We start from the raw sequence: 15319 nt of genomic DNA, 5'->3' as shown, positions 1-15319 counted from the left end.
CGTCACAGCCAACTCGCCTATATTGATGCGGTATTGGCCAGAGTTTTTTGCCGTCCGGAACTGACCTGTGCATGAGGACTGTGAGAAATGACATCTGACGCATCGCGGTCCCCGGACCCGGTTCCAGCCCCCACCCCCACCCCCACCCCCACCCACGCCATCACCGGCGCCGACGGTGGCCCAACCGGCATCGGCCCCCGCACCGCACTCGCCGCACTCTGCGCACTGCTGGTCACCGCCCCCGCCTGCCTGCTCTCGGTGTACGCGGCACCGCAGTCGGCCAGGGCCGGAATCGCCTGGGGCAGCGGAGCGGCGGGGCTCGCGCTCTGTGCCGCCGTCGGCTTCGCCGCCTGGCAGCTCCTGGCCGGCCGTCGCCTGCGCGTCCTGCTCGCCGCCCAGCACGCGGAGGCCGACGCCCTCCGCGACGGCACGCTCCGGTTCGCCGAAGAGACCGTACCGGCCCTGGTGACGCGGCTGCGTGGCGGAGCCTCGGCGGACACCGCGCTGGCCGGCTTATCCCCGGCACCGTCGGACCCGGCGCAACGACGGGTGCTCGGCACGCTCGCCGCCGAGCTGCACCGCAGCGAGACCGCCCGGGCCACGGCGATGGCCGCCTGCGCGACCGCGGCGGGCCGGGCGCAGGCACTCACCACCAGCATGGCCGCAGACCTGCGGGAGATGGAGCACCAGCACGACGACGCCGACGTGCTGGGCGATCTGCTGCGGCTGGACCACCGCACTGCACAGACCGGGCGGCTCGCCGACTCCATCGCCGTGCTCGCCGGCGCCCGCTCGGAACGGCGCTGGGCCAAGCCCATCGTGATGGAGAGCATCCTGCGCGGCGCGATGGGGCGGATCAACGACTACCGGCGCGTCCGGCTGCACTCCACCTGCACCGCGGCAGTCGACGGGGACTCGGCCGAGGGTGTCATGCACGCACTCGCCGAACTGCTGGACAACGCGGCCACGTTCTCGCCGCCCACAGCGGAGGTCCATGTCTATGTGGAGGAGGTCTCCTCCGGTGTGGTCATCGCCGTCGAGGACGGCGGCCTGCTGATGGACGAGGCGGCGCTCGGCCGCGCCCAGAAAGCGGTCAACTCAGGTGCCGTGGCACCGGACACCCGCTCCGCCGCCCGGCTCGGGCTCACCGTGGTGGGACTGCTCGCCCGCAGACACGACCTGACGGTCTCCTACCGACCGTCCGCGCACGGCGGCACCGGCGTCCTGCTGCGGATACCGCAGGCGCTGATCACCCATCCGCACCCGGACACGGACACGGACACCCCGACGAGAGCGGCCGCCGTACGGGAACCGAGGCATCCCCGGCACGTGCAGCGCATGCGGGACGTGCAGGGCATCCTGGACGTGCGGGGCGTAGAGGATCTGCAGGACGCGCCGGAGGTCCCCGTCGTCCCGAGGGGCGCGGACGAGCCGCAGGCGGAGCACGGTGGCGCCGTACGGGACGAGGAGAGCGGCCTGCCCCTGCGGCGCTCCGTACGGAAACCGGCCGCCGCCCAGCGTCCGCCGGCCACCCCGCCCGCCGCTCAGCCGCGGGAGGCGCGCTCCCCCGAGGAGTCGGGCGCACGGTTCGCCGGCTTCCGCCGCGCCGGACGGGAACGCGTTGACGGGCCGGACGGGGCTGATGGGCCTGACTGGCAGGGCGGCACCCCGTCCACTCCCAGCGGCCCGCCCGCGTCCGCCCGTCCACGTCCGGAGGAGGGGGCTGAATGATCACCGGCACCCGGTACGCACGCCTCCTCCTACGTGACGGTCTCAGGCTCCGCCGGACGACCGGCCACTCCGAGGGCCGCCATGGGAACGGGCTCCTGGAAGAGCTGGGCGAGCGCCTCCGCGCGACCCCGCGCCGACAGGTCGACAGCTGCGGTCCACGATGACCAGGCCGGGCCGTGACGAAGTCCCGGACCGGCTCTACACCCTCACCGGTGGCCGCAGCCGCGCCGACACCCAGGTGTTCGACCTCGTGACGCTCGTCGTCGGCGCGTGCGACCCGGCGCCGGGCATGCAGTCCGAACACTCCGCCATCCTGCGGATCTGCCGCGCACCCACCGCGGTGGTGGAGCTGGCCTCCGACCTGGACCTGCCGGTCGGCATCGTGCGGATACTTCTGAGCGACCTGCTGGCGGCGGGGCGGATCACCGCGCGCCATCCACGGCCTGACGCGGCCGGTGCGGGCGGACGGCTGCCCGACACCGACCTCCTCCAGCAGGTACTCGCGGGCCTCCGCAGGCTCTGACCGCCGAGCGGGCCCATGCCCCTCGACTCTGTCACGTCCCTAGCGGGCCATGCCCCTCGACTCTGTCACGTCCCTAGCGGGCCATGATCAGACTCATCGCCTCGGCACGCGTGGTGGCGTCCCGCAGCTGGCCCCGTACGGCCGAGGTCAGTGTCTTGGCGCCGGGCTTGCGGACGCCGCGCAGCGACATGCACATGTGCTCGCACTCGATCACGACGATCACGCCGCGCGGTTCGAGGATCTCAAGCAGGGAGTCGGCGATCTGGGTGGTCAGCCGCTCCTGGACCTGGGGGCGGCGGGCGAAGACCTCCACCAGCCGCGCCAGCTTCGACAGCCCGGTGATCTTCCCGCTGGACGCCGGAATGTATCCGACATGCGCCACACCGTGGAACGGCAGCAGGTGGTGCTCGCACTGGCTGACCACCTCGATGTCCTTGACCAGCACCATCTCGTCATGGCCGAGATCGAAGGTGGTGGTCAGCACGTCCTCCGGGCGCTGCCGGAGACCGGCGAACAGCTCCCGGTAGGCACGCGCCACGCGGGCCGGCGTCTCCCGGAGGCCCTCCCGGTCAGGGTCCTCGCCCACCGCGAGAAGGAGCTCACGCACGGCGTTCTCAGCCCGCTTCTCGTCGAACTCGGCTATCGGCCCCTCGCCGTCCAGCGTCACCGGGTCGGTCATGTCTTCCTCGTTCCTCACGCGCGTACGCGCTGCAAAAGCGCGCGCCCCTCAGGCTGAAGAACCTGAGGGGCGCGGCCAGAATTCCGGGCAGGACGGCCCGGTGCGGTGTCAGGCCTCTGGGCGGGGCTCCTCGACCAGGTCGACGGACTCCCCGAGGGGGTCGGTCGGGCCGATCTCCTTGCCCTTCTCGATCGCCGGGGGCCCCCCGTTGGGGTTGGCCACGGAGGGCGGAGTGGTGACCGGAGGCCGGGTGGAGGGCGTGCGTCGCGAGGAGCCCGTCCACGCCGGGCGAAGCGGACGCTTGACGACGGTGGCGAAGATCTCGGCGATCTGCTCCTTGTTCAGCGTCTCCTTCTCGAGCAGCGCCAGCACGAGGTTGTCCAGGACGTCCCGGTTCTCGACCAGGATCTCCCAGGCGTCGTTGTGCGCCGTCTCGATCAGCTTCTTGACCTCCTCGTCCACCAGCCCGGCGACCTCCTCGGAGTAGTCGCGCTGGTGGCCCATCTCCTTGCCGAGGAACGGCTCGGAGCTGTCGGAGCCGAACTTGATCGCGCCGAGCCGCTCGGTCATGCCGTACTGCGTGACCATGGCACGAGCCGTCGCGGTCGCCTTCTCGATGTCGTTCGCCGCGCCCGTCGTCGGGTCGTGGAAGACGAGCTCCTCGGCCGCGCGGCCGCCCAGCATGTACGACAGCTGGTCGAGCATTTCGTTCCGCGTGGTGGAGTACTTGTCCTCGTCCGGCAGGACCATCGTGTACCCGAGGGCACGGCCTCTGGAGAGGATCGTGATCTTGTGCACCGGATCGGAGTTCGGCGAGGCTGCCGCGACCAGGGCGTGACCGCCCTCGTGGTACGCGGTGATCTTCTTTTCCTTGTCGCTCATGATCCTGGTCCGCTTCTGCGGACCGGCCACGACACGGTCGATCGCCTCGTCGAGGAAGTGGTTGTCGACAAGCTTCTTGTCGCTGCGGGCCGTGAGCAGCGCCGCCTCGTTGAGCACATTGCTCAGGTCGGCGCCGGTGAAGCCCGGAGTACGCCGTGCCACCGCGCTCAGGTCGACGTCGTCCGCGACCGGCTTGCCCTTCTGGTGCACCTTGAGGATCTCCAGGCGCCCCAGCATGTCCGGGCGGTCCACCGCGATCTGGCGGTCGAACCGGCCGGGACGCAGCAGCGCCGGGTCCAGGATGTCGGGGCGGTTCGTGGCGGCGATCAGGATGACGCCGCCCTTCACGTCGAAGCCGTCCATCTCGACCAGCAGCTGGTTCAGCGTCTGCTCGCGCTCGTCGTGGCCGCCGCCCATGCCGGCGCCTCGGTGGCGGCCGACCGCGTCGATCTCGTCGACGAAGACGATGGCCGGGGCGTTCTGCTTCGCCTGCTCGAACAAGTCACGCACCCGGGAGGCGCCGACACCGACGAACATCTCGACGAAGTCGGACCCGGAGATCGAGTAGAACGGGACACCCGCCTCACCCGCGACAGCCCGCGCGAGCAGCGTCTTGCCGGTGCCGGGGGGCCCGTAGAGCAGTACGCCCTTGGGGATCTTGGCGCCCACTGCCTGGAACTTCGCAGGCTCCTGCAGGAACTCCTTGATCTCTTCGAGCTCCTCGCACGCCTCATCCGCTCCGGCGACGTCCGAGAACGTCGTCTTCGGGGTGTCCTTGGTGATGAGCTTCGCCTTGGACTTCCCGAACTGCATGACGCGGGAGCCGCCGCCCTGCATCTGATTCATCAGGAACAGGAACACGACGATGATCAGCACGAAAGGCAGCAGCGAGAGCAGCATCCCGACGAACGGGTTCTGCTTCTGCGGCGAGACGGTGTAGCCGTCCGGAATCTTCTCGGCTTCGTATTGCGTGCGCAGCTTCTCAGCGAGGGCGACCCCCTGGTCGCCGATATAGCTTGCCTTGACCTTGTCGCTGCCCTCGACCTTGGCGCCGTCCTTCAGCTCGATCTTGACGACGTGCTCGTCGCCCGTCGTGAGCTGCGCGGACTTGACCTTGTCGTCGTAGATGGCTTGGACAACCTGACCGGTGTCCACCGTCTTGTGGCCCTCGGAAGAGCTGACGACCTGCATCAACACGACTACGGCGAGGACGGCCAGCACGATCCACATGACCGGCCCACGGAAGTATCGCTTCACGTCCATCCATACGGAGCGCGGTGGCGCCCCGTCCCTCCTGCCACAGTGAGTTGAAAAAGACTGACCTTCGGACGGTACCTCAGCATTGTCACCCGGCGCCGCCGAGGACAGTCAACTAGTCCCGTTCCCGTCTGTACCAACGGTGGACGGCCCGGATCCGTTCCCGGATGACGGACGGGCCCGCCGGCCCCGTCAGCCGCCGTAGACCGCGGGCGCCAGGGTGCCCACGAACGGCAGGTTCCGGTACTTCTCCGCGTAGTCCAGGCCGTAGCCGACGACGAACTCGTTGGGGATGTCGAAACCGACCCACTTCACGTCGATCGCCACCTTGGCGGCGTCCGGCTTGCGGAGCAGCGTGCACACGTTGAGCGAGGCGGGCTCCCGCGAGCCCAGGTTGGACAGCAGCCAGGAAAGCGTGAGGCCGGAGTCGATGATGTCCTCGACGATCAGCACGTGCTTGCCCTGGATGTCGGTGTCCAGATCCTTGAGGATGCGGACCACACCGGAGGACTGCGTCCCGGCGCCGTACGAGGAGACCGCCATCCAGTCCATGGTGACGGGAGACGACAGCGTCCGGGCCAGATCCGCCATGACCATGACGGCGCCCTTGAGCACCCCGACAAGCAGCAGATCCCGGCCCGCGTATTCGGCGTCGATCCCGGCGGCCAGCTCGGCCAGCTTCGCGTCGATCTCTTCCTTGGTGATGAGCACCGACTCCAGGTCGGTGCTCATGTCTTTCTCATTCACCCGTGCCGCTCTCGCTCGATGCCGGACCAGCCGGCGCTGTCAGCTCTGCCGGATGACCAGTCTGCCACCCTGCCTGCGCGCCTCCACCAGCCCGGGCAGGTTGATGGCCTGCTGGCCGTGCCAGGCCGTGATCAGCCGGTCCACCTCCTCGATGTGCCGGGCGAAGAGCGAGCCGGCGGGTGCACCGGCGGCGATGGCCGTACGGCGCAGCACTCGGCGGCGAACGGCGGGTGGCAGTGCGTGGAGCCGGGCGACATCCAGCTCACCGACGGCCGGCTCACCGACGGGCAGCTCGCCGACGGGCAGGCCGCGGACGGAGCGCTCGGCCTCGTCCGTCCAGGCATCCAGGGCGTCCGCGTCGTCGCGGGAGAGCCTTGCCGTGCGTGCGAGAGCCTCGATGACGCCCTTGCCGAGGGCCTTCTCCAGAGTCGGCAGCGCCTCGTGGCGGACCCGGGAGCGGGTGTAGGCCGGATCCGCGTTGTGCGGGTCGTCCCAGACGGGGAGCGACTGGACCATGCAGGCCCGGCGGGTCGTCTGCCGGTCGATGGCGAGGAAGGGGCGGCGATAGCGCCCGGACGGCCCGGACACCGCGGCCATGCCGGCCAGCGAGCGGGTGCCGGAGCCGCGGGCCAGGCCGAGCAGCACGGTCTCGGCCTGGTCGTCGCGGGTGTGGCCGAGCAGCACGGCGGCCGCTCCGGCGCGCTCGGCGGCGGCGTCCAGGGCGGCGTAGCGCGCCTCCCGGGCGGCAGCCTCGGGCCCGCCCTCGCGGCCGACGGCCACGGTGACGGTCTCGACAGGGTCGAGCCGGAGGGCGGTCAGCCGGGCGACGACGTCGAGTGCGCGCTCGGGCGAGCCGGACTGCAGACCGTGGTCGACGGTGATCCCCCCGGCGCGGACGCCGAGCCGTGGGGCCTCGAAGGCGACGGCGGAGGCGAGGGCCATCGAGTCGGCCCCGCCCGAACAGGCGACCAGGACCAGCGGCGGCACCGGGTGGGCGGTGTTTCCGGACTGGCCGGGCTGAGCAGAGTGAGCGGGGTGGGTGGAGTGAGTGGAGTGCTGCTGGCCGGAGCGCGCGGAGTGCTCGCGCAGGACGTCACGAAGAACGCGGCGGACCGCCAGGCGTATTGCGGCGACCGCGGGATGGGGACCCATGTCCGATTCACTTCCTCGAAGGGAGTTTTGTCACGCTGAGTGGATTGATGGTGACAGAGACGGGCTGCGTCCCTGAGCATCGCACGCTGACCCGTGACTAACGGTCCCTCGGATGGGTGATTGGTGAAGCACTCGGCAGGGTCAGTCAGCCTTGCGGTGCACCCTCGCAATCCAGTCCGCCGGTTTGGCGATCTCCGATTTGGTCGGCAGCGTGTTCGGCGAAGTCCATACCCGATTGAAACCGTCCATACCGACCTCCTCCACGACGGCCCGCACGAACCGCTCGCCGTCCCGGTACTGGCGCAGTTTGGCGTCCAGCCCGAGCAGCTTGCGCAGCGCCTGGTCGAGCCGCCCCGCCCCGGTCGCGCGCCGCTTCTGGAACTTCTCCCGGATCTCGGCGACGGTCGGCACCACCTCCGGCCCGACCCCGTCCATGACGTAGTCCGCGTGGCCCTCCAGCAGCGACATCACGGCGGTGAGGCGGTTCAGGATCTCGCGCTGCACGGGAGTCTGCACAAGCTCGACGAAGCTGCGGTCGCTCGCCTCCTCGCCCTCCTCCCCGGACGGCCTGGCACCCGTCAACGACTGCGCGGCCTCGCGCAGTCGTTCGAGGAGTGTGGACGGATCCACGTCCGTCTCACTCAGGAAGGACTGGATCTCACCCTGGATGTGATCCCGCAGCCAGGGCACGGCGGTGAACTGCGTGCGGTGCGTCTCCTCGTGCAGGCAGACCCAGAGCCGGAAGTCGTGCGGGGAGACGGCCAGCTCGCGCTCCACGTGCACGATGTTGGGCGCGACCAGCAGCAGTCGGCCGCCGCCCTCCGAGGACGCGGGCAGCTCCCGCGTCGCCGGTGCGAAGGTCTCGTACTGCCCGAGCACCCGGGAGGCGAGGAAGGAGAGCAGCATGCCGACCTCGACGCCCGTCACCTTGCCGCCGACGGCACCGAGCATGGCGCCGCCGGGACCGCCGGTGCGCCGCTCGTGCATCTTGCCCAGCAGGGGTGACAGCAGCTCGCGGAAGCCCGCGACGTTCGCCTTCACCCAGCCGGCCCGGTCCACGACCAGGACCGGGGGCGGGGTGTCGCCCGAGGCTGCGGCCTCCGCGTCCGTGCGGTTACCCATCCGGGTGAAGGTGCGCACATGCTCCTCGGACACCTTCGCGTGCTGCCGCAGCTCGGCGACGACGGCGCGCGCCTCGTCCCGGCTCACCTCGGGCCCCGGCCGCACCAGTCGGGTCGCGGTCGCGACCGCGAGATTCCAGTCGACCATCTCCACACCACCGAGGCTCGTCATAGCTTCACGGTACGTGCCACGGCCTCGCGGCGGGAGCCGACGACGGTAATGACCGGACGCGCGGCGCTCAGCGGCAGCCGCAGTTCGCCAGCGAGGAGGCGAGCTTGTCCAGCGCGGCCCCCGCTCCCTGCCGGTCCGTGGTGCCGGTGGTCATGAACGCGAAGACCAACTGCCGCCCGTCCGCGTCCACGACCGTGCCCGCCAGCGTGTTGACCCCGGTGAGGGTCCCCGTTTTCGCCCGAACGAGACCCGCGCCGCGCTCCGCGTCCGGGTAGCGGCTCTTCAGGGTGCCGGTGAAGCCCGCGACCGGCAGGCCGCTCAGGACCGGCCGCAGCTCCGGATGCTCCCCTCCGACTGCCTGCGCCAGGATGCTGGTCAGCAGCGATGCCGGAACCCGGTCGTCCCGGCTGAGCCCGCTCCCGTCCGCGAAGCGCGCGCCCTTGACCGGCAGGCCCAGCTTGGCCAGCCGCTTCCGCACCGCCTCGTCCGCGCCCTCGAAGCTCGCCGGCGCGCCGTCCGCCAGGGCGGTCTGCCGGGCGAGGGCCTCGGCGATGTCGTTGTCGCTGTGCGTCAGCGCCTGCTCGGCCAGCGCCGCGAGCGGAGCGGAGCGGTGCGCGGCCAGTTCCTCGGCGCCCTTCGGGGCCGTCGCAGGCCGGGTCGCGGTCCTGGTGACCTTCACTCCGGCCTTCGTCAGGCGCTGGGTGAACGCGCGTGCCGCCGCCGGAGCGGGGTCGACGGCGCGGGGCGCCGGGCCGTGGCGGCTTTCGTCCAGCCGGCCCTCGTTGACCATCAGAGGGGTGACGAGAGCGAGGTTCTCGTTCACTCCGATGCTGTGCCGCGCCGGGCCGGAGTAGAGCGAGGTGTCGTAGCCGACGGAGACCTCCACGGCGCCGCCCTCGCCGCCGCCGTCCTTGAGTGCGCGGGCGGTGTCCCGGGCGAGCTTGTCCAGCTGCTCGGCGGAGAGCGTGGGATCGCCGCCGCCGACGAGGATGACCTTGCCCTCCCCGGCCCGCACCACCCGGGTCTCGATCCGGTACTCGGGGCCGCGTGCGGACAGCGCGGCCACCGCCGTTGCGAGCTTGATCGTGGACGCGGGGGTGACGGGCCGCCCGGAGTCGACGTCCAGCAGCTGCCTGCCGCTGGCCGCGTCCACCACGGACGCCGTGCGCACCGGCCCCAGCGCCGCATCCTCCATCAGCGGTTCCAGGGCGTCCGCCAGCCCCTCGAGGGTGGGCGGCGGCGGGACGCCCGCGCCGCGTTCGCGGCCCGGCCCGGCCTTCGGCTCGCCGCCCAGCGCGGGCAGCACCGGGTGGGCGCTGGGGGCGGGGGCGACCATGCCCGGGCCCTTGTCCGAGGTGTGGTCCGCGCCACTCCCGTCCTCCCGGTCGGCCGCGCGGGCGCGCTCGGCCGTACGCTGGCCCGAGTCCCATGGTCCTGCCGCGGTCACCGCCGCGATCGCGACCACCAGTCCGACGGCGGCGGAACCCGCCGTCAGCCGCCAGGTCTGCCGCTGCTGCGGCGTGGCGGCCCGCCAACGCCGCCGGGTCCGCCGTACGGCGGCACGGGCGGTCTCGACGGTGGCGGCGGTTGCCCGTACAGCCCTGTCACGCACCTCGGACCAGCCCCTTTCGCAAGCACACATGTGCGTAGGGGACACTTAATCACCAGAACATGTGTTGATCACGGAGGAGCCTCCCTTGGAGTTCGACGTCGTCATCGAGATCCCGAAGGGGTCGCGGAACAAGTACGAGGTGGACCACGAAACCGGTCGCATCCGACTTGACCGCCACCTCTTCACCTCGACCGTGTACCCGGCCGACTACGGCTTCGTCGACCACACCCTGGGCGAGGACGGCGACCCGCTGGACGCCCTGGTGCTGCTCGAGGAGCCGACTTTCCCGGGCTGCATCATCAAGTGCCGGGCAATCGGTATGTTCCGTATGACCGACGAGGCAGGCGGCGACGACAAGCTGCTGTGCGTGCCCTCGTCGGACCCCCGGGTGGAGCATCTGCGCGACATCCATCACGTCAGCGAGTTCGACCGGCTGGAGATCCAGCACTTCTTCGAGGTCTACAAGGACCTGGAGCCCGGCAAGTCCGTCGAAGGGGCGAACTGGGTCGGCCGTACGGACGCAGAGGCGGAGGTCGAGGCGTCCCGCAAGCGCCTGGAGGCCCAGGGCGGTCACTGACCGCTGGGAAGCTGTTGTCCTACGAGAGCCCCTGCCGGGCGATCGGCGGCACGGTCACCGCACCGGGGCCAGCGTGCACCGGCAGCAGACGGGTGCCGCCGATCAGCTCGGGATGTCCTGCTCCGCCCAGACGACCTTGCCGGTCGTCGTGCGGCAGGAACCCCAGCGGCGGCAGAGCATGTTGATCAGCTGGAGGCCGCGTCCGCCCTCGTCCTGGAGGTCGGCGTGCTGGATCTGGGGCAGGTCGGGGCCGGTGTCCGAGACCTCGACCATCACCCGGTCGTCCCGCAGCAGCCGCAGCTGCCCCGGGCCGCTGCCGTAACGCAGCGCGTTGGCGACCAGCTCGCTGACGACGAGTTCGGTGATGTCCGACAGGTCGGCCAGTCCCCAGAGCTCCAGCTGCTCGGTCACCAGTTTGCGCGCGGCCGAGGCGGCCGTCCCGTCCCCGGGCAGTTCCCAGACGCGCAGTTCGGCGTCCGGCATGGTGCTGCGGCTGGTGGCCACCAGCAGTACGGCCTCGTCGAAACGGCCTTCGGCGTCATGCTCGGAGGCCATCAGCCCGGCCGCGTCCAGCTCTCCGAACGCCATCGCGGCCGCGGAGTCGCGCAGCCGGTCGAGCTGGATGTCCACATCCTCGTGCCGGTCCTTGACCAGGCCGTCGGAGTAGAGGACGAGCCGGTCGCCGTCGCGCACCGGTAGTTCCAGGGCGTCGTAGGGGATGACCCCTGCGCCGAGCGGCGCGCCGACCGGGACGTCGAGGAAGGTCGCCCGGCCCTCCGCGTCCACCAGGAGCGGAGGCGGATGCCCCGCACTGGCCAGCGTGTACGTCCCCTCGGCCGGGTCGTGGACCGCGCACAGGCAGGTGGCGACCTGTTCGTCCTCCAGGTCACGGGTGGCCAGATCCAGCCGGGCGAGCACCCGTTCGGGCGCGATGTCGAGGGTCATGAGGGTCCGTGCCACCGTACGCAGCCTGCCCATGGTGGCGGCCGCGGGCAGCCCGTGACCCATCACGTCGCCCACCACCAGGGCGATACGGCCGCTGGGCAGCGACACCACGTCGTACCAGTCGCCGCCCACGCCGTGCGCGTCGGCGGCGGGCGCGTAGTCGGCGGAGACGGTCAGGCCCGGCGTCTTGGGCGTGACCCGTGGCAGCAGGCTGCGCTGCAAGGAGACGACATGCTCGCGCTCCCGCCCGTAGAGCCGGGCGTTGTCCACGAAGACCGCCGCCTTGGACGCCAGTTCCTCGGCGAGCGCGACATCCGTCTCGGTGAACGGCGGGCTGCTGCCCGCCCGTACGAAGTCGGCGGTGCCGAGCAGCACTCCGCGGGCCATCAGCGGCACCGCCATGAAGCTGTGCACACCCTTCTCGCGCAGCTTGTCCGCCCGGCGGGGAGAGGGCGCCACCTTCAGGAAGTCGGCGGGGGCCTCCAGGTTGACCATGACGGACTCGCGGCGCATCAGGCACCGGTCGGTGGAGAGGGCGCCGGGATGTACGGCGACGTCGCCGATCGGGTCCGGCTCCAGGTCGGCGAGCGCCGGGACCGAGGCGACCGCTATGGCACGGGTGACTGGGATGCCCGTACTGGTGGAACGTTCCCCCTCCTCGCCTCGCAGCACCGACTCCAGCAGGTCGACGGCGCAGCCGTCGGAGAGCCGGGGCACGGCGAACTCGGCGAGTTCCCGTGCGGTCTGCTCCAGGTCGAGGGTGGTCCCGATCCTGCTGCTCGCGTCGTTCAGCCAGGCGAGGCGGCTGCGTTCGCCGAAGCGGTCGGCGAGGGCGGCGGCCTTGCGGCGCAGTCGGAACCGCCGGGAGACCTGGGAGAGCCGGGAACCTGCGGACTCACCGGACTTACCTTGGTCACCGGACTCACCGGGGCCACCAGGCTCACCGGAACGACCGGATTCACCGCCCCATCCGGACAGGCGCCGATCGCGGCTGCCGCGGTTCACCGTGCCGGCCTCCCGTCCCGTCCCTCGACGACTCGTGGCTCAAGTGTGTCCCCGCGGCGGAACCGCTGCCCGCCGGGGATCGCCATGTTAGCCACGTCACGGCGGGTGCAACCCCTTCTCGACGCTCTTGATCCTGTCCGTGACACCGCTGCCGATCCCAGGGGACGGAGTCGCTACGTTTCTCCCGCCACCCGCACCTTGACACGCGAAGGGCCGGCCGGGGGTGCCGGGGGCGGCGGAGGTCAGAATCCACGGGTGCGCTTGGCGGCACGGCGGCCCGGCAAGGGGGTCTCCACACCCGGGGTCTTGATGAACAGCCGGGCGAGCTCCCCGCCGAGGTTGACGCCGATGGCGATGGCGAGGGCGAGCGCGATGGCCTGGGAGATGTTCTCGATGCCCGGGTCCATGTTCCCCTGGGCCAGGTTGAGCAGACCGAAATAGGTGGCGCTGCCGGGCAGCAGCGGGCCGATGGCCGCGGTGATGTACGGCAGCGAGGAGGCGAACTGGTAACGCGACATCAGCTGCCCGAAGAGGCCCACCAGACCGGCCGCGGCGAAGGTGGCGGCGACCGGGTTGAGCTCGCCGACGTCCCGCATCGCCCCGTAGATCAGCCAGGCGACGCCGCCGTTGAAGGTGGCCAGCACCACAGTGTGACGTTCCTGCTGGAGCAGCACGCAGAAGGCCAGCGCCAGCAGCATCGCGGCGAACAACTGGATCTCCGGCCGCTCCTGGTGCTGCAGCGCTTCCGGGTCGAGCTCCGCGCCCAGCTCTCCACCGATGTACAGCACGATCAGCACACCGCAGACGATGCCGACGATGAGATAGATGACCTCCAGCAGCCGGGCGGAGGCGGTGATGTAGAAACCGGTGAGACCGTCGTGGACGGCGGCGACGAGTGCCCGGCCGGGGATCAGCGCGAAGAGACCGCCGGTGATCACGGCACCGGCCTGGATCTCGGCGGTGACGTTGGTCTCGATGAGCACGACCGAGACACCCATCGCGGCGGGCGGCATCGCCGCGGCCACGAACTGGTAGAACTCCGGCAGCCCCCGCCCGGAGCACAACCAGGCCAGCCAGTCGCCCAGGATCGCGCCGATCGCCGCCAGCACGAAAACCAGCCAGCCGCCGCCGACCAGCATCGAGGCGGCTCCGGCCAGCAGGCCGCTGGCCATCGACAGGGCACCCTTGCTGAACGGGTGACGGTTACGGCGCATGTCCGCGAGCCGCCGGTAGGACTCCTCCAGCGTCAGTTCGCCGGTGGTGACATCGGTGACCAGCCGGAACACGGCGGCCAGTCGGGTGTAGTCGGTGCCGCGGCGCCGTACGGTCCGGCTGAGCGTCACCGGGTCGTCCACCAGCGAGGGCTGATGGGTGATGGACAGCAGGGTGAAGGTGACCGTCGGCTCGCAGCGGTCCAGACCGAACGCGTGCGCGACGGCGAACATCGCCGCCTCGACGTCCTCCGCGCCCTCGCCGCCCGCGAGCAGCAGTTCACCGATACGCAGGGTGAGGTCGAGCACGCGGGGCACCGACGGGCCGACCGTGCCCTCCTCCTCGCCGCGGCTGCTCAGCTCCGGAGCGGGCCGCTCCGCCAGCGGCATCCGGACCATCGTGCGCATCCGGTCCTGCCAGGGCGGCAACGGGCGGGCCCCCAGGCGCGGAATGCCCTCCGGCGGAGTGAAACTGCTGGAGGGCTCGGCGGGGGGCGAGGCCAGCAGCCCCTCGGGTACGGCGAATTCCGAAGTGGTGTGCTCCTCCTCGGGCGGCGGCGGCAGCGGTACGCCGAACGGTGGCGTGAACGCGCTGTGCACCTCGTCCGGATGTGGTGCGCCGTCTGCCGGCTCCGGCTCGCTCCCGGACCCGGATCCGTCGTGCTGGGACTCCCCGGCCACTGTCCTCCTGCTCCTCGTCTACGTACGCAACCCCCTTGGCCGACGAGTTCCTCAACATCGGACAAGCCTCCGGCGTTCCCGCTCCCCGGCCGGAAACAAACGTTTCAGCCGGTGAACCGCCGCCTGCTGGCAGCATAGGAGGGTTCACCTCGACCCGCCCGAGGGGGGCGCGAAAGGCGCATGCGCCGGGGGCCCGCACCATGGGTGCGAGCCCCCTCCCCTGTCGCCGTCCGCCGGACCGGGCGGACGGCCCCCTACCGCTACACGCTCCGTACGGCGTTGGCCAGGATCGCGTCATGCAGATAGCGGGCCATGCCCGGCCTGATGTCCTCGTAATACGAGCGGAAGCGCTCGTCCCCCACATACATTCCGGCGAGCCCGGTGTGGATCTCGTAGTCGCAGTCGTAGTAGAAGCGGCAGATCTGCTGCCGGGCCTCCTCGGCCAGATCCATCGCAGCCTCGCCCTCCGAAGCTGCGCCGGAGTCCATCAGGGCGACGAAGCGGCGCTGCCAGTCCTCTTGTTCACCCTTGATCCGCAGCCAGTCCTCCTTGCCGTACGCGGCGGTGCGCCGCTGCGACTGGCGGTACGCGTCGCTGTCGCCCCAGCGCCGCTCCACCTCTTCGGCGTGCTCCTCGGGGTCGAAGTCGCCGAAGACCTCGAACTTCTCCTCAGGTGTGAGACTGATCCCCATCTTGTGTGCCTCCATTGCGTGTTCGACGGCCGTGGCCATCTCCCGCAGCCTGCCGATCCGCGTCTCCAGCAGCCGGTGCCGACGGCGCAGATGCTCGACCGGATCCGCGTCCGGATCGTCGAGCAGCACGGCGACCTCGTCCAGCGGGAAGCCCAGCTCCCGGTAGAAGAGGATCTGCTGCAGCCGGTCCAGGTCGGCGTCGGTGTACCGCCGGTGCCCCGCGTGGTTGCGCCCGCACGGGACGAGCAGGCCGATCCCGTCGTAGTGGTGCAGCGTGCGCACCGTGATGCCGGCGAACCGGGCCACCTGACCGACGGAGTAGCTCACGTCCG

Annotated in this window: 12 protein-coding genes; 3 read left to right on the top strand and 9 right to left on the bottom strand. The window is 71.0% G+C overall.

The genetic code is table 11. From position 1 onward, the window contains the following. The first annotated feature begins 87 nt into the window (after positions 1-87). A complete protein-coding gene (locus LHJ74_RS08825; protein ID WP_260217266.1) occupies positions 88-1731 on the top strand; it encodes a sensor histidine kinase in 1644 nt (547 codons plus the stop codon). 160 nt (positions 1732-1891) lie between these two features. Then, on the top strand, positions 1892-2254 hold the full coding sequence (locus tag LHJ74_RS08820) for a DUF742 domain-containing protein (protein ID WP_260217265.1): 363 nt from the start codon (positions 1892-1894) through the stop codon (positions 2252-2254). A 73-nt stretch (positions 2255-2327) separates the two neighbouring features. On the opposite strand, the gene folE is transcribed toward LHJ74_RS08820, so the two are convergent. From folE to dacB, 6 genes are all read right to left on the bottom strand, one after another. Then, the gene (gene folE, locus LHJ74_RS08815) at positions 2328-2933 is read right to left on the bottom strand and encodes a GTP cyclohydrolase I FolE (RefSeq protein WP_260217264.1); all 606 of its coding nucleotides are present in this window, start codon (positions 2931-2933) and stop codon (positions 2328-2330) included. Between the two features lie 108 nt (positions 2934-3041). Then, positions 3042-5078, bottom strand: a complete 2037-nt coding sequence (gene ftsH / locus LHJ74_RS08810; protein ID WP_260217262.1) for an ATP-dependent zinc metalloprotease FtsH — start codon at positions 5076-5078, stop codon at positions 3042-3044. Between the two features lie 186 nt (positions 5079-5264). Beyond that, the gene (hpt, locus tag LHJ74_RS08805) at positions 5265-5804 is read right to left on the bottom strand and encodes a hypoxanthine phosphoribosyltransferase (RefSeq protein WP_260217257.1); all 540 of its coding nucleotides are present in this window, start codon (positions 5802-5804) and stop codon (positions 5265-5267) included. A 54-nt stretch (positions 5805-5858) separates the two neighbouring features. Beyond that, entirely contained in the window at positions 5859-6971 is a 1113-nt protein-coding gene (gene tilS, locus LHJ74_RS08800; RefSeq protein WP_260217254.1) for a tRNA lysidine(34) synthetase TilS, read from the bottom strand. A gap of 141 nt (positions 6972-7112) precedes the next feature. Then, complete coding sequence (locus LHJ74_RS08795; protein WP_260217252.1) at positions 7113-8264, bottom strand: Rv3626c family coenzyme F420 biosynthesis-associated protein; 1152 nt, start codon at positions 8262-8264, stop codon at positions 7113-7115. Positions 8265-8331: 67 nt separating this feature from the next. Beyond that, complete coding sequence (dacB, locus tag LHJ74_RS08790) at positions 8332-9906, bottom strand: D-alanyl-D-alanine carboxypeptidase/D-alanyl-D-alanine endopeptidase (RefSeq protein WP_375546694.1); 1575 nt, start codon at positions 9904-9906, stop codon at positions 8332-8334. Positions 9907-9961: 55 nt separating this feature from the next. On the opposite strand from dacB, the gene LHJ74_RS08785 reads away from it, so the two are divergent. Continuing rightward, a complete protein-coding gene (locus tag LHJ74_RS08785) occupies positions 9962-10453 on the top strand; it encodes an inorganic diphosphatase (RefSeq protein ID WP_260217228.1) in 492 nt (163 codons plus the stop codon). Positions 10454-10555: 102 nt separating this feature from the next. Here the strand turns inward: LHJ74_RS08785 and LHJ74_RS08780 are convergent, their stop codons facing one another. The 3 genes from LHJ74_RS08780 to LHJ74_RS08770 all read right to left on the bottom strand — a co-directional run bounded on the left by LHJ74_RS08780 (position 10556) and on the right by LHJ74_RS08770 (position 15314). Continuing rightward, positions 10556-12403 carry an ATP-binding SpoIIE family protein phosphatase gene (locus LHJ74_RS08780; RefSeq protein WP_375546693.1) on the bottom strand — a complete coding sequence of 616 codons (1848 nt, stop codon included), beginning with the start codon at positions 12401-12403 and terminating at the stop codon, positions 10556-10558. A gap of 242 nt (positions 12404-12645) precedes the next feature. Further along, positions 12646-14295, bottom strand: a complete 1650-nt coding sequence (locus LHJ74_RS08775; RefSeq protein WP_260217226.1) for a threonine/serine exporter family protein — start codon at positions 14293-14295, stop codon at positions 12646-12648. A gap of 260 nt (positions 14296-14555) precedes the next feature. Next, positions 14556-15314: a MerR family transcriptional regulator gene (locus tag LHJ74_RS08770; RefSeq protein WP_260217225.1), complete on the bottom strand. Its 759-nt coding sequence runs from the start codon at positions 15312-15314 to the stop codon at positions 14556-14558. Positions 15315-15319 lie beyond the last annotated feature (5 nt).

It is taken from the genome of Streptomyces gossypii (genome assembly GCF_025165795.1).
Taxonomy (GTDB): Bacteria; Actinomycetota; Actinomycetes; order Streptomycetales; family Streptomycetaceae; genus Streptomyces; species Streptomyces gossypii.
The sequence above is the reverse complement of the archived record's forward strand: the minus strand, read 5'-3'. Positions and strand labels throughout refer to the sequence as shown.

Coding starts and splice junctions, on each gene's coding strand:
- LHJ74_RS08825 (WP_260217266.1), top strand. CDS start 88: ATGACATCTGACGCATCGCGGTCCCCGGACCCGGTTCCAGCCCCCACC.
- tilS (WP_260217254.1), bottom strand. CDS start 6,971: ATGGGTCCCCATCCCGCGGTCGCCGCAATACGCCTGGCGGTCCGCCGC.
- folE (WP_260217264.1), bottom strand. CDS start 2,933: ATGACCGACCCGGTGACGCTGGACGGCGAGGGGCCGATAGCCGAGTTC.
- ftsH (WP_260217262.1), bottom strand. CDS start 5,078: ATGGACGTGAAGCGATACTTCCGTGGGCCGGTCATGTGGATCGTGCTG.
- LHJ74_RS08820 (WP_260217265.1), top strand. CDS start 1,892: ATGACCAGGCCGGGCCGTGACGAAGTCCCGGACCGGCTCTACACCCTC.
- dacB (WP_375546694.1), bottom strand. CDS start 9,906: ATGTGTGCTTGCGAAAGGGGCTGGTCCGAGGTGCGTGACAGGGCTGTA.
- hpt (WP_260217257.1), bottom strand. CDS start 5,804: ATGAGCACCGACCTGGAGTCGGTGCTCATCACCAAGGAAGAGATCGAC.
- LHJ74_RS08795 (WP_260217252.1), bottom strand. CDS start 8,264: ATGACGAGCCTCGGTGGTGTGGAGATGGTCGACTGGAATCTCGCGGTC.